This window comes from Bacillus sp. UMB0893 (assembly GCF_002858905.1).
GTDB lineage: Bacteria > Bacillota > Bacilli > Bacillales > Bacillaceae > Bacillus_P.
Map to the genome: position 1 here is coordinate 48,399 of NZ_PKLB01000006.1, position 13,817 is coordinate 62,215.

At 39.9% G+C, this 13,817-nt stretch carries 14 protein-coding genes and 1 pseudogene; 4 read left to right on the top strand and 11 right to left on the bottom strand.

Annotated elements, in window-relative coordinates; translation table 11 throughout:
- Positions 1 to 199: 199 nt before the first annotated feature.
- From CYJ36_RS13830 to CYJ36_RS13845, 3 genes are all read right to left on the bottom strand, one after another.
- Positions 200 to 1,528, bottom strand: coding sequence for a Na+/H+ antiporter family protein (locus CYJ36_RS13830; protein ID WP_101567858.1), 1,329 nt, complete (start codon positions 1,526 to 1,528; stop codon positions 200 to 202).
- 456 nt (positions 1,529 to 1,984) lie between these two features.
- Positions 1,985 to 3,475, bottom strand: coding sequence for a leucyl aminopeptidase (locus CYJ36_RS13840; RefSeq protein WP_101567860.1), 1,491 nt, complete (start codon positions 3,473 to 3,475; stop codon positions 1,985 to 1,987).
- A gap of 37 nt (positions 3,476 to 3,512) precedes the next feature.
- Complete coding sequence (locus tag CYJ36_RS13845; protein WP_101567861.1) at positions 3,513 to 3,899, bottom strand: DUF309 domain-containing protein; 387 nt, start codon at positions 3,897 to 3,899, stop codon at positions 3,513 to 3,515.
- Positions 3,900 to 4,077: 178 nt separating this feature from the next.
- Here CYJ36_RS13845 and CYJ36_RS13850 point away from each other — a divergent pair, with 178 nt between their 5' ends.
- A complete protein-coding gene (locus CYJ36_RS13850) occupies positions 4,078 to 4,557 on the top strand; it encodes a divergent PAP2 family protein (protein ID WP_101567862.1) in 480 nt (159 codons plus the stop codon).
- A 13-nt stretch (positions 4,558 to 4,570) separates the two neighbouring features.
- Positions 4,571 to 5,389, top strand: coding sequence for a cobalamin-binding protein (locus CYJ36_RS13855; protein ID WP_101567863.1), 819 nt, complete (start codon positions 4,571 to 4,573; stop codon positions 5,387 to 5,389).
- Between the two features lie 202 nt (positions 5,390 to 5,591).
- On the opposite strand, the gene CYJ36_RS13860 is transcribed toward CYJ36_RS13855, so the two are convergent.
- The 5 genes from CYJ36_RS13860 to CYJ36_RS13875 all read right to left on the bottom strand — a co-directional run bounded on the left by CYJ36_RS13860 (position 5,592) and on the right by CYJ36_RS13875 (position 9,007).
- Entirely contained in the window at positions 5,592 to 6,293 is a 702-nt protein-coding gene (locus tag CYJ36_RS13860; RefSeq protein WP_101567864.1) for a 3D domain-containing protein, read from the bottom strand.
- Positions 6,294 to 6,447: 154 nt separating this feature from the next.
- On the bottom strand, positions 6,448 to 6,765 hold the full coding sequence (locus CYJ36_RS13865; RefSeq protein ID WP_101567865.1) for a YuiB family protein: 318 nt from the start codon (positions 6,763 to 6,765) through the stop codon (positions 6,448 to 6,450).
- Between the two features lie 76 nt (positions 6,766 to 6,841).
- A complete protein-coding gene (locus CYJ36_RS23690) occupies positions 6,842 to 6,970 on the bottom strand; it encodes a YuiA family protein (protein WP_180850326.1) in 129 nt (42 codons plus the stop codon).
- Positions 6,971 to 7,131: 161 nt separating this feature from the next.
- Positions 7,132 to 7,614, bottom strand: coding sequence for an NUDIX domain-containing protein (locus CYJ36_RS13870; protein WP_101567866.1), 483 nt, complete (start codon positions 7,612 to 7,614; stop codon positions 7,132 to 7,134).
- Positions 7,615 to 7,783: 169 nt separating this feature from the next.
- A complete protein-coding gene (locus tag CYJ36_RS13875) occupies positions 7,784 to 9,007 on the bottom strand; it encodes an NAD(P)/FAD-dependent oxidoreductase (protein WP_180850328.1) in 1,224 nt (407 codons plus the stop codon).
- Positions 9,008 to 9,393: 386 nt separating this feature from the next.
- On the opposite strand from CYJ36_RS13875, the gene yumC reads away from it, so the two are divergent.
- Positions 9,394 to 10,389 (top strand): ferredoxin--NADP reductase 2, encoded by a 996-nt coding sequence (gene yumC, locus CYJ36_RS13880; protein WP_101567868.1) that lies wholly within the window; start codon positions 9,394 to 9,396, stop codon positions 10,387 to 10,389.
- A gap of 159 nt (positions 10,390 to 10,548) precedes the next feature.
- Here the strand turns inward: yumC and CYJ36_RS13885 are convergent, their stop codons facing one another.
- The gene (locus CYJ36_RS13885; RefSeq protein WP_101567869.1) at positions 10,549 to 11,556 is read right to left on the bottom strand and encodes a hypothetical protein; all 1,008 of its coding nucleotides are present in this window, start codon (positions 11,554 to 11,556) and stop codon (positions 10,549 to 10,551) included.
- Positions 11,557 to 11,683: 127 nt separating this feature from the next.
- On the opposite strand from CYJ36_RS13885, the gene CYJ36_RS13890 reads away from it, so the two are divergent.
- Positions 11,684 to 12,226 carry a hypothetical protein gene (locus CYJ36_RS13890; protein WP_101567870.1) on the top strand — a complete coding sequence of 181 codons (543 nt, stop codon included), beginning with the start codon at positions 11,684 to 11,686 and terminating at the stop codon, positions 12,224 to 12,226.
- A 59-nt stretch (positions 12,227 to 12,285) separates the two neighbouring features.
- On the opposite strand, the pseudogene CYJ36_RS13895 reads toward CYJ36_RS13890, so the two are convergent.
- Both CYJ36_RS13895 and CYJ36_RS13900 read right to left on the bottom strand, forming a co-directional pair.
- Positions 12,286 to 12,405: pseudogene (locus CYJ36_RS13895) on the bottom strand (iron-sulfur cluster assembly accessory protein); the annotation flags it as partial.
- A 379-nt stretch (positions 12,406 to 12,784) separates the two neighbouring features.
- Positions 12,785 to 13,384: a recombinase family protein gene (locus tag CYJ36_RS13900; protein ID WP_101567871.1), complete on the bottom strand. Its 600-nt coding sequence runs from the start codon at positions 13,382 to 13,384 to the stop codon at positions 12,785 to 12,787.
- Positions 13,385 to 13,817 lie beyond the last annotated feature (433 nt).

Below are 13,817 nucleotides of genomic sequence, written 5' to 3' on the forward strand. Positions count from 1 at the left end.
AAAGCAAGACCACCATAGCTAAACAGCACGTAAAAAGTGTTGAAGCCGGCCAATGAGCCGGTTTTCTTTTTTACTTCCAGGCAAAAACTGCCAGGCACTTTTGCAGCTAATACGAATTAATTCACGGTCTTTTCAATTTAATTCAAAATAAATGTAAAAAAGGAAAAGGCCGATCTATCCAAAGATCGGCCTTTCCATATTAAAGCACAATAGCAGCAATCCATCCGAATATAACTAACGGAATGTTGTAATGCAGGAATGTAGGTACACAAGTATCCCAAATGTGATTGTGCTCTCCATCAGCATTCAAACCAGACGTTGGTCCAAGAGTGCTGTCAGATGCAGGGGAACCTGCATCACCGAGTGCTCCTGCTGTACCAACTAGCGCAATGGTTGCCATAGGGCTAAAACCAAGCTCAAGGCAAAGCGGAACAAAAATAGTGGCAATGATCGGCACCGTTGAGAACGAAGAACCGATCCCCATTGTAACAAGTAAACCTACAAGCAGCATTAAAATTGCTGCAAGCGACTGATTGCCTCCAACTATTTCAGCAGACGTTTTGACCAATGTTTCAATATGACCCGTTGCTTGCATGACTGATGCAAATCCTGATGCAGCCAGCATCACAAATCCAATGAATGCCATCATTCTCATTCCAGTCGTTAAAAGCTGATCCGCTTCATTCCATTTCATTGATCCTGTTGCATAAAGCACAATTATTCCGGCCAAAGCTCCGAAAATCATGCCTTCAACTTCTAATGCCTGTGAGAGAAATAATTGAACACTTAGTGAAACAACAATGGCAAGTATGGCGAAAGAAACACTTTTTTTCGTGTACACTGCAGCTACTTGTCCCGCAATATCTTTTGTCTCATACATCCGTTTTCTTCTGTACGTAAAAAACGCAACGACTAAACCGACAACCATTCCTGCAGAAGGAATCAGCATCGCTTGTGGAATATCCTTAAGACTCACAGTCAATCCGCCTGCTGCCATATTCTTCTGAAGAATATCATGGAAAATAGCTCCGAAACCAACAGGCAATAGCATATATGGGGTAATTAACCCGAAAGAAATCACAACTGCAATTAAACGGCGATCTAGCTGCAATTGATTTAACACCTTTAATAAAGGTGGAATTAATACTGGTATAAATGCGATATGAACCGGTACAACATTTTGAGAAAATATAGAAATAATCAAGATAATCATTAGAATTAGAACTTTTGAAAGAGATTTTCTTTTCTCTTCCCCTTCTTTTCCAACTAACTTGATGGCTCCTTCAACCATCGCATCAGGCAAACCTGTTTTTGATAAGGCTACAGCAAAAGCGCCCAGAAGCGCATAACTTAATGCGACTGTCGCGTTCCCGCCAAGGCCGCCGGTAAACGTCTCTATTGTTGTCTTTAAATCCAATCCGCCTGCTAACCCTCCAACAAGAGCTCCAGCTACGAGAGCAAATACGACATTCACCCGCAGCAAACTTAAAACAAGCATAACTAGAACAGCCAGAATAACTGCATTCATCTATATAACCTCCGGAATTCAAATACTTTAACATGCTAATGTATTAGAGAAATAAAATATCAATAGAACTAAAATAACATACTTCTTTTTTTAGTGTCAATCATAAAATTTTATTATATTAGCAGACTAAAGGATTTGCATAGCTTCTATTCCTCTAAGATGAATTTGGCCATGCTGTCTATTCCTTTCTTAACCGGTAATGTGAGATGCACTTGTCCATTTGACCTCACCAAAACAAGGGAAATCACACATTTTCACCCACGGGGGCTGTCCAGAATAGATGTTTTCGGAATTATTATCCGGAAAACATGTTTTATAGTCTGCTGGGGCTTTCTTATAATCTGGAACCCAGGTTATATCAGCCGGAACAGCTGTCCTATTATCCGTGCCGACAACACTCATCTTAGATACACCACCACAAAAAAAAGGCACTTTAGTCAGTGCCTCTCAATAAAATCAAACCTCAAACCGTTCAACAAACGCAGCCAGTGTACGAGCCATTACACCTGTTCCGCCGGTTGGTCCAAGATCATCTGCTTTTGAAGTTGTAGCTGTTCCTGCGATATCTAAGTGAACCCATGGCGTGCCATCTGTAAACTCGCCGATAAAGGTTCCTGCCATGATGGCGTGGCCTTCTCGTCCTGGTGAATTGTTTAAGTCGGCCATTTTGCTGCCGCGCACTTTTTCAATGTCTTTTTTCGTGATCGGCAATCTCCAGATTGGCTCTCCGCATTCATGCGAAGCCTCCAATACTTGTTCGAATAACGCCTCATTATTCGTCATTGCTCCGGTAGTATGAGTGCCAAGGGCAATAATGACTCCTCCAGTAAGTGTTGCGACATCTACTAAATAATTGGCTCCATGATGCTTAGCATATGTAATTCCATCTGCCAGCACTAAGCGTCCTTCAGCATCTGTATTTAACACTTCAATTGTTTTCCCGCTTAGAGAAACAATAACATCGTCCGGTTTGAAGGCGTTCCCGCTAATCATGTTGTCAGTTGATGGAATCACAGCAAGAACGTTTTGCTCAGGTTTTAACTGGCCAATGATCTCCATTGCTCCGAGAACTGCTGCTGCGCCGCCCATATCTGATTTCATGCCGACAATGCCGTCTTTTGGCTTGATGGAGTATCCGCCTGTATCAAATGTAATTCCTTTTCCTACTAAGCCAATGACATCTGTCCATTCTTCCTTGCCCTGATATTTTAGCACAATCATTTTTGGGGGCTCTTCGGATCCTTTATTAACAGCGAGCAGTCCACCCATGCCAAGCTTCTCCATGTCTTCTTTTTCAAGCACTTCATATTCAAAGCCATATTTTTGAGCCACATCCACTGAGTATTTAGCAAGTTCTGTTGCTGTCAAAATATTGCCTGGCATATTCACAAGTGTTCTTGCTGAATTTGTTCCCTCTCCAAATGCAGACCCGACTGTCAGACTAGAACGGATTTCAGCTTCATCTGCACTTGAAATAATTGTGACCTGATTGATGTTTCGTTCAGGTTCATTTGATTTCTGTTTATAATCCTGGATTTTATATGTAGCGAGTGGCAGCACTTCAGCTAAAGCATGAGCCGCTTCATTGAAATAAACATTTTCTCCGGTAAATGTATCAAGTGCGATGGTGAATGATTGAATTTTAGCTTTTTGCATTGTTTTAAAAAGCTTCGCAAACGATTCTCTTGCTGTATCGAAGTCGTATTCTTTTTCTTTACCGAGACCGGCAAAATATACCCGTTTCGAGCCGATTTTCCCTAACGTATGTACTTTTGAGATTTCTTTCTTTTTGGCAGAAATATCTCCGTCTTTTACTAGTGCCGTAATTTGGCCTTCTAGTTGCTGATCAAGTTCAGCGATAGGACCTTCAAACGGACTTGACTTTTGAAACAATCCAAAAATAATTGTTTCTTCGCTCCATTTTACATTCGATTGAATATGAAACATGAAAACACACCTCCATTAAATTTTATCGCACTTCAGGCTACCCCTGCTCCTCTTTAAGGTATAGAAATAGAGCAGGCAATTTAGGCAATTGTCCCACTTTTTCAAATGAAACAGACTGAATGCCGGCAGGAATAATCGCTAAACATTCTTCAATGAATGCATTTACTTTTTCAAGGTCTACTCCCCAATGGAATGGACGGTAACTTTGTATGTATGAGTGTCCAGCTTGCATCATAAGCCTTGCTCCTTTAATATTGCCATATTCATAATGATAAATAGCAACTGTCATTTGCAGAAGGCCTTTTAAAAACAAGTTATCCTTTTCTGTCAGCCAGATTATTTCAAGCAAATCATGACAAGTATAATAATCGCCTTCATTAAAATGAACGAAAAATTCGTAATATTCCATTGGATAAAGAGACATGATCCGGCACCCCTCTCACTGACTTCATTGTATCAAAGGAGAAAATGTTTTTATACTATTTGAACAAATGATAGAGGATAAGGACCTGATTGAATGGAACTATACCCTTACAAGGGGAACAAATTGATTTATAATGTAACAAAGATTTCATTTTTGAACTGAAAGGATGTCCGACTTCATGGAGCTATTTCTGAACTTCCCTTTACTTGCTTCTTTGGCAGCTATTTTCTTCGCACAGTTTGTTAAAGTCCCGATCACTTATGCGATAACACGCAAAGTTGATTGGACGCTTATTACGAGCACAGGAGGAATGCCAAGCTCCCATTCAGCAGCAGTCACCGCACTTGCAACCGGAGTAGCGCTTGATAATGGGCTTACCTCATCCCTTTTTGCAGTATCAGCGGTATTTGCCATCATTACGATGTTTGATGCTACGGGAGTGCGAAGACACGCCGGGGAACAGGCCACTGTTTTAAATAAACTCGTCACTGATTTTAATACATTTGTCGGTGAGGCAAAATCATGGCCGCAGCAAGAAGAAAAAGAAAAACAAAAGAAATTGAAGGAGCTTTTGGGACATCAGCCCATCGAAGTATTTTTTGGAGGATTAACAGGGATTTTATTAACCTTGTTTTTACATTACCTTATCATCCTGTAGAGGAGTGAGTGATATGAGACTTATATCTATTTGTCCAAGCAATACGGAGCTAGCAGCATATTTGGGTCTTACTGATGAGCTAATTGCGGTTGATGACTTTTCAGACTGGCCGCAGCAGGTGAACGGCCTACCGCGTTTAGGACCTGACTTATCCATTGATATGAATCTGGTGGAGCAAATGGAGCCAGACCTCGTCCTTGCCTCATTAAGCGTTCCTGGTATGGAAAAAAACGTAGAAGAACTAAAAAAAAGAAAGATTCCGCATCTCGTTTTAAATCCGCAGTCTTTTAAAGATATAGGCAATGACCTAATAACAGTTGGCATCGCAGCCGGCAAAGAAAAAGAAGCACAGGAAGTTGCTGCACGCTATCATCAGATTATCGATTCTTACAAAGAAAAATCAGCTGAACTGACAGATTACCCCTCCGTTTATTTTGAATGGTGGCCTAATCCAATCTTCACGCCAGGTAAAGTGAACTGGCTGACTGAAATGTGTGAATTAGCAGGCGGACGCAACATTTTCAGCGATGTGGAGCTTGCCAGTGTACAAACTGACTGGGACGACGTTGCACGCAGAAATCCAGATCATATTTGCCTCGCCTGGGTTGGTGTCAAACAAAGCAGAATGAAGGCCCAGCACGTACTTAAGCGTGCATCTTCAGAAAGCATCACAGCAGTAATAGAAAACAGAATTCATTTGCTTGAAGAACAGCTCTATTGCAGACCTTCCCCCCGTCTTTTAGCGGGTCTTGCTAAACTGGCTGCCATACTTCATCCAGAACACCATTCACAGGTTGATGAAAAAGATGAATTAATGTACTCAATGAAATAGGTGCTCTTTGATGCCCCATATACTCTCTTTAGCAGAAATAACGAACTCTATTTCGAAAAAAGATAGAAAAGCTCAGGTTATGAAACCTGAGCTTTTCGTATTTGGGGCAGGTTCCTAAATTAAGTGACTTTTTAGGATTTATCCTATGACTTTCACACAAAAAAGAGCTATGGAATTCCCACAGCAATCTTGCTGTCGCTTATTAACTTTTCGTTTTTGGCTTCATGTATTTTTGACGAAATGCCTGCATCGTTTTATTCTCGTTTAATTTCGTCAATTCATTTTCAGTCAATCGCCCATTTCCTTTTTGAACGATATATATGTCTAGTGTTTTTTTGCCCCAGCTATTAAATACATCATCAACGGTATCATAATAAAGATCCAGCTTATTCCCCTTAATTGCTCCTCCTTTGTCTGCCACAACACCGAAGCCATATCCAGGAATAAATAATATGGTTCCGATTGGAAACACATTTAAATCAGCTGCTACAGTTGAGTACAAGTCTCTTTTCACTTTTACACCCGAATACGTAATGCCGTATTCCGGATGCTCAGGATATTTCCCTGTGGATTCATAGCCTGCTGTATATCCGGTAGCTGTTACTTCTTTCTTTGGGTACTGTGACCAGTCAATTTCATCTTCAAGCGCCAATTCCTTATTTACGGTTTCGCCGCTTGCAGAGATAGAAGTTGCAACACTTTTTTCATTGTGAATGACCTTGAAAATAAGTCCTGTCAGCTTGTACGGATGGTTCGCAGAATCCATTCCCGCTTCATTCCATCCAGCCATAGTTGACAAATCCTTTGCCTCCACACCTGAAAAAGCTTTTAAAGTGGTCACAAGCGCTATTATGAACAAAAGAGTCATTAATAATCGCCTTGACCATGTTTTCATCCTATCCATTTACGATCTGTTCACTCCTCTCACATCAATAATCGTTTCCAAAATTCAAACGAAATATTCAAGATGGAGCGGAATCCATATTTTACAAGTTTTAGTGATAGGCGTTTTTTAAGCAAAATAAAAAGACCTGTACACCATGTACAGATCACCCTTTTTAAAACATTTGATATCCTCTTTTGCGAAGCATTTTAATAACAACGCCTGATACGATGGCTCCTATAAAACCGCATACTAATATTAAGATATCTGCCAAAGCGAGAGATAGAATACGCTCTCCTAAAGCAGAAAAAGAAGATCCTGGTGAGGTAAAGTATTGTGACACCTTCACCTTATCTACAATCAAAATACAAACGATCGGATAGATAATAGCCATGATCCAAGACATGCGAAGGAGCATGTTCAGCAAGAAACCGATTCCAAAAAATAAAACAAAGAATAAAAGCATTGATATGACCAATACAGGTAAAAACATGTCTATCACCTCCAGTACACCTATTTAAGTGTACTGAACTAGCGATAGCCAGTCAATCTTAAAAACATTGAACGTTTTATGACGACTTCTTCCCTGTTCCATGGCAGCAATCGCACGTCTCAGAACCGCCGAGAAGCAGCTGGAAATAACCTTTGCCTGAACAATATGGACATTCTTTCTTTTCGATAGCAGATGTCTTTATCATCTCTTTTCCCCCTATATAAAGATGCTCTTTTTAGATGTTGAAGATACTATATCAGGTTCTTTGTAAAGGATAAAGGCAGAAAATCTGACGAGATTGTTGATGTAAGCGAATACATCAAGCTTTATCTTCTAATATCTCAATTTTTCTTATTATTTTGAAAATTATAAAAATATACGATATGCTGTATATCCAAACTGTTCTCCAGGGTTAAGACCGTCTATTTTAAAGAGGATTTTTTCAAATGCTTCTTCTGCAAAAGACTGCAGCAGCAAGGAGGAATTCTCATCATTCTTCAGTAATTCAGGAGAAATGAAGGCCGCCTCAAATAGCTCTGCTTCTTGAACAATAACCCTCGAAGTGTGTGCTTTTAATTTAAAAATAATCATATTATCGCTTATTTTATCTTGTATCACACCTGAACGAATGCCAATGACACCTTGAACCTCTGCTTCAATTCCTGTTTCTTCGAAGATTTCACGGACAATCGCTTCATCCAGTGTTTCTCCTTCATCGACGAATCCTGCAGGAAATGACCATTTTCCTTTTAGTCCGCCATACTTCTTTTTTACGACGAGCCAGTCACCATTCTCATTTTCTACTACACCCGAAACGGCAATCCATACATTCCCTCTTTTATTTGACACGGTAACTCTCCCTTTTTATCACAAAGGCACACACGCCTTAGTGAAAGATTTGATATTGAATATTCCTTGTCAGAAGTCCGGCGCTTCCGCTAGACCTATATACTGAGTAAAACTTTAAACTAAAAAAAGACAAAAGCTTATCGCTCTTGTCTTTTATTTTACTCTGATTTTAGAAAAATTTAAATTTACCTTTTTTAACGACTAACCCTGCACCGCCAACCATTAAGAGGGCCCGGTTATCAATCATTTTCTTCATGAATGACGCTTTTGTTCCCATTACTTTCTTGCCAAAAACCATACCTACAGCATCATTTTCGCCAAGTGAAGCAACTGTACCTTTGATGTCTGGTTTGAATTCTTCCATTTCACCTTGATCGCGAACAGCTACTGCAATATTTTTAGCCGCTGTGATACCTTGCTGCATAGCAATTTGAGCTGTTGGAGGATATGGACGATTGATTTCTTCGTTGATGACTAATGAACAGTCGCCAATGATGAAGACATCTTCGTGACCTGGAGCTCTTAAGTAAGAGTCAACTTTTACACGTCCGCGCATGTTTTCGAAGCCTGCTTCTTCAACGATGCTGTTTCCGCGAACACCTGCAGCCCATACTACTGTATCAGCTTTAAGTTCTTCCATCACATCATCTTTTGCAACAATAATGCCGTCTTCTACGCATTCTTTGATCGCTGTGCCAATTTTAAACTCGACACCTTTGCGCTCTAAATGGTTTACAGCATACTCTACTAATTCAGGATCAAATCCAGGAAGAGCTGTTGGTGCAGCTTCTACACAGATAATGCGGACTTTCTTATGGTCAATGTCATACTCGCGGCAAAGCTCTGGAACACGATTAGCAAGCTCGCCAAGGAACTCGATGCCAGTAAAGCCGGCTCCGCCCACAACGATCGCTAAACGCTGATCGCGTTTAACTTCTTCTGTATTGTAAGTAGCAAATTGATATTCGATATGCTCGCGCAATTGGCGTGCTGAATTGATATTTGTAATGCCGAAAGCATACTCTTTCAACCCTTTGATTCCGAATGTTTCAGGATTTGATCCAAGAGAAATTACAAGGTAATCATACTCAAGCTCGCCATTTGAAAGGACGATTTTCTTTTCATCTTTATTGATAGAAACAACTGTATCTTTCACAAATTTCACACGGCTGTTATCAATAACATCTTTTACTTGATATCTTGCTTTATCATGATGCAATGTACCTGCTGACGCTTCATGAAGCCATGTTGTTTCATAGTGGTAATCATTTTTGTTAACTAATGTAAGATCTGCTTCGTTTACACCAATCGCTTTTTGAAGACGAGTAACTGCCATTAATCCGCCGTAACCTGCACCTAAAACTACTATTTTGGGCTTTCTCAACCGAATCACATCCACCTTTTTTTCTGAATTTTGCTGTAAAGTATCAGATAAGTTCTATTTTGCTTATCTTCCGCTACTTCACCGCATTTTATTTTGTTTTGCATAAAAAAGTATGTGAAAATCTTCACTTAACTTTTCAAAATAATGCACTGCTTGTAATTAAGTAGAATATAAATAATGCCTATATTCCATAATAGCATTTGCTATATTTTTTTCAAGACTAAATTAAAGGATTAAAAACGTTAAGAATTTTACAAAAATAAAAACATTCTCTATAATAATCATATTCATCTGACAATCACACATTTCTTTAATCAATTACCAGATGAAAAGATTAAAGAGATATGATATGTTATAATTAAGAACTATTATCAATTACAAGTGAGGGGATATTTGTGAAGGAAGACACAAAAGTATACGATATAACGATCATCGGCGGCGGACCAGTGGGGCTGTTTACAGCTTTTTACGGCGGCATGCGTCAGGCTTCAGTAAAAATCATCGAAAGCTTACCTCAGCTCGGCGGCCAGCTTTCTGCCTTATATCCTGAAAAATACATATACGATGTTGCAGGATTTCCAAAAGTTCGCGCTCAGGAGTTAGTGAATAACCTTAAAGAACAGATGGCGCAGTTTGATCCTACTATATGTTTGGAACAAGCCGTAGATACAGTTGAAAAACAAGCTGACAGCATCTTCAAATTAACGACAGATCAAGAAGTGCATTATTCTAAAACGATTGTTATCACTGCAGGCAATGGAGCATTTCAGCCTCGCAAAATTGAACTTGAAGAAGCTGCTTCTTTTGAAAAAAGCAACCTTCATTACTTCATTGACGACTTAAATCAATTTGCAGATCAACGAGTTCTTGTTTGCGGCGGCGGAGATTCTGCTGTTGACTGGTCACTTATGCTTGAACCAATTGCTGAAAAAGTGACACTTGTGCACAGAAGAGATAAATTCCGTGCTCATGAGCACAGTGTTGAAAACTTGAACAACTCAAAAGTACAAGTGCTCACCCCATACATTCCAAAAGAATTAACTGGTGAAGGTAAAATTGAGCAAGTCGTCTTAGAAGAAGTAAAAGGCGATCACAAGGAAGTTATCGAAGTTGATTCTGTCATCGTCAACTTCGGCTTTGTTTCATCTCTTGGCCCAATCAAAAACTGGGGTCTTGAAATTGAGAAAAACTCAATTGTCGTAAACAGCAAAATGGAAACAAATATCCCAGGCATTTACGCTGCAGGAGATATCTGCACATACGAGGGCAAAGTAAAACTGATTGCCAGCGGATTTGGCGAAGCTCCAACAGCCGTTAACAATGCAAAGGCCTACATGGATCCAAAAGCGCGTGTTCAGCCGCTTCACAGCACAAGCTTGTTTGAAAAATAATCACTTTTTGAGGAAAAGCCATTTGCTTTTCCTCTTTTTTATGGGAAAATCTCCATCCTTAATAACGGTATTCCGTGCGGAAATCCTTCGTATAAGCTTATTCTTTTATTCGCTTAATATCCTTGTATATTCGCCTAAATTGAAGCTATATTCGCAAAACTACTGCTGCCAATAGTAGCTATATGGATTGTAAAACACCGGATGATTAGGATGCTGATATCTCTGACCGCCAAACGGCATGCCGCTTTGATCGCTTCCCGGCATTTGACCGAACGGACTTCCCTGGCCTCCCTGCATTCCGCCATTCTGACCGCTTCCCGGCATCTGGCCGAACGGACTTTCCTGGCCTCCCTGCATTCCGCCATTCTGACCGCTTCCCGGCATTTGACCGAACGGACTTTCCTGGCCTCCCTGCATTCCGCCATTCTGACCGCTTCCCGGCATTTGACCAAACGGACTTCCTTGGCCTCCCTGCATTCCGCCATTCTGACCGCTGCCCGGCATCTGGCCAAACGGACTTCCTTGGCCGCCCTGCATTCCGCCATTCTGACCGCTTCCCGGCATTTGACCAAACGGACTTTCTTGGCCTCCCTGCATTCCGCCATTCTGACCGCTGCCCGGCATTTGACCGAACGTGCTTCCCTGGCCGCCCTGCATTCCGCCATTCTGACCGCTTCCCGGCATTTGACCGAACGTGCTTCCCTGGCCGCCCTGCATTCCGCCATTCTGACCGCTTCCCGGCATTTGACCAAACGGACTTCCCTGGCCGCCTGCAGTTCCCGATCCTGAACCTGGCTCTCCGCCGCTGCCTTGACCCGCTTGCTCGAAAGGATCTGGCTGTTCTTGTTCTTCCTGCCCGCCGTCTCCATTTTGTCCTTCCGATTCAGGCGCTGCTGCTTCTTCCTCTTCAAATTTAGGAGGTTCGTTTAAGACTTCCAAGCTTTTTATATCGTTTACATTCACTTGACTAGTTGTTAATGCCGGAAAAGATAACATGAAAACGGCACCTGATGGTTTATCTAAGTAAAAAATAAAGACTTCTTTTTCCGTACCATTTGTAAAAGTTACTTTCACCCATTTATACAATCCTTCATTTAATTCATCTGTTGAGGACAGTCGGTACTGATTATACATTTGATATGGATATGGATTATCATAGTAATTCATTTTCTGGCTCCCTTCTCAATTCATTCACCCATACTATATGCCAGGCGTTTGTCCTTTGTTTTCGCTGCCTTTTAGTAACATTTTTACAAATAATTGCGACTATGATTTGAAAAGGGGGTCCGTTAAATTGAAAATAAAATATATATTATGCTTGATGCTTTTAATTGGAGTTTTTATAAGTAATGAAGAAAAAAGTTACGCTTGTTCTTGTGCACAGCCTGCTTCCGTTCAATCTGAATTAAAAAACAAGGCAGCTATCTTTTCAGGAAAAGTTATCAAAATGAAAGAAACAGATACAGGGAAAACCGCCTTAATTGAAATCGTTCAAATCTGGAAGGGTCCTTCACAATCTCAAATTATGCTCAAAACTGCAACTGACTCAGCAGGATGTGGGATGGAATTTATTGAGGGGGAAAACTATCTTGTATACGCCTATGGAGAAAAGAATGATTTAGAAACAGGGTTATGTGAACGAACAACTTTCCTTTCTGATGCAACAGAAGACCTCAACATTCTTGGGTCTGGAAAAGAACCTGAAAAGCAGGTAAATTTGAAACATCAGCTACTATTCCATTCAAATTACATTCTATATTTTTTAGGAATACTATTATTTGGTGCGGTATTAGCTGTTATTATGCGCATTGAAATAAGCCTAAAAAAATCTAAATAAAACCTAAAAAAAGACATCTCAAGGCTTAATAACCAGGCCTTGAAATGTCTTTTCATTTATCAGCACTCTTCAGGAGTACCTGTATTCGTTGCCGTTATAAAAGATGAACCGCAGCCGCACGAAGCAATTGCATTCGGGTTATCAATGGTAAATCTGCCGCCCATTAAGGATTCTTTAAAAATGTTAATATATCAAGGTTTATGATTGTTTTGATTGATTATGAATTGCAATCATGATTGTTAATTGCAAGCCTGCCCGATAATGTTGATAAATAGTTATTGACCGACGACAATATTTTTCCCCAAAAAAATTCATTTCTCATACTATTATACAACAATATGTAATTTTTTGGATTAAACACACTTATTTTGTTATAGATTTTAGGTCATAATCTAATTTTCAATTCACTTAGAATCGTCCTAAGCAACACTTACTTTTCTATGACGTGTGGATGAACCAACCTACCCCATCTCCCACTCATATCTCCCGTGAAAATGTGGAAAATCCCCCCTGTTATCTTCAACTTAAAAGAAAAGAAGACCCCTGTTCTGAGTCTCCTTAGCTTGCTTCGTATTCCTTTACCTTTCGATAGAAAGTAGCCTTTGTCATATCTGATTTCTTCATTGCTTCAACTGCAGTGATATTTCCTTCTTTCCATTCCTTGTAAGCCTGCTCAAATTCCAGTGTTATAGATGTTTTAGGTCTTCCAAGGTGTTTACCTTGTGCCTTTGCAGAAGCTATGCCTTCAGCTTGACGAGTCTTAATTTTTGTTCTCTCCTCCTCAGCAACCCATGATAATACCTGTAATACTAAGTCCGCTACAAAAGAACCGATCGAATCATTGTATTTCCGTGTATCCAGTAATGGCATGTCAATTACAACAATATGCGCTTCGATATTCTGTGTGATATCTTTCCACTCGTCAAGAATCATCTCTTTGTTACGACCAAGTCGATCTAATGAATGTATGTATAATGTATCTCCTTTACGCAAACGCAATTTCAAAGCTTGGTATTGTGGTCTATTGAAGTCTTTACCGCTTTGCTTATCGATATGAATATCACGCTCATCAATACCAAGAGCAAACATACTATCCAGTTGTCGTGCTTCGTTTTGGTCTTTACTACTTACTACGTATCCGAATTCTTTGTTATCCATGGTTAAATCCACCTTGTTATTTGATACTCTTATCTTATTGGATATGTTTCAAAAGGTCAACGGTAAATATGATACGTTTCAAAAATGAGTTATATACCATATGAGACTACCCAAATCCTTATCAACAGTATCATGATATGCTTTCCAAAAAGTGTACCCTTTTAAAAGCAGCGATATCTTCTCTTAGATAACACTAAAAGGTTACACCATTTTATCGATTATTCTTTTCGAACTGTATTAGTATATATCTGATTGATGTTTAACTTTACCGCACTAAATCATTTCTTTTATTTTAATCGTGTCGAACTATTACCGAATGAGAGTGTGTGGATGAAAGTGGTTTCTGTATCATACCAAGTCAGATTCAATCTTAAGCATAATTTAATATAAATGAAAATGAGGGAAGAATGGAACTAAGGGACTTCTTAAAAGA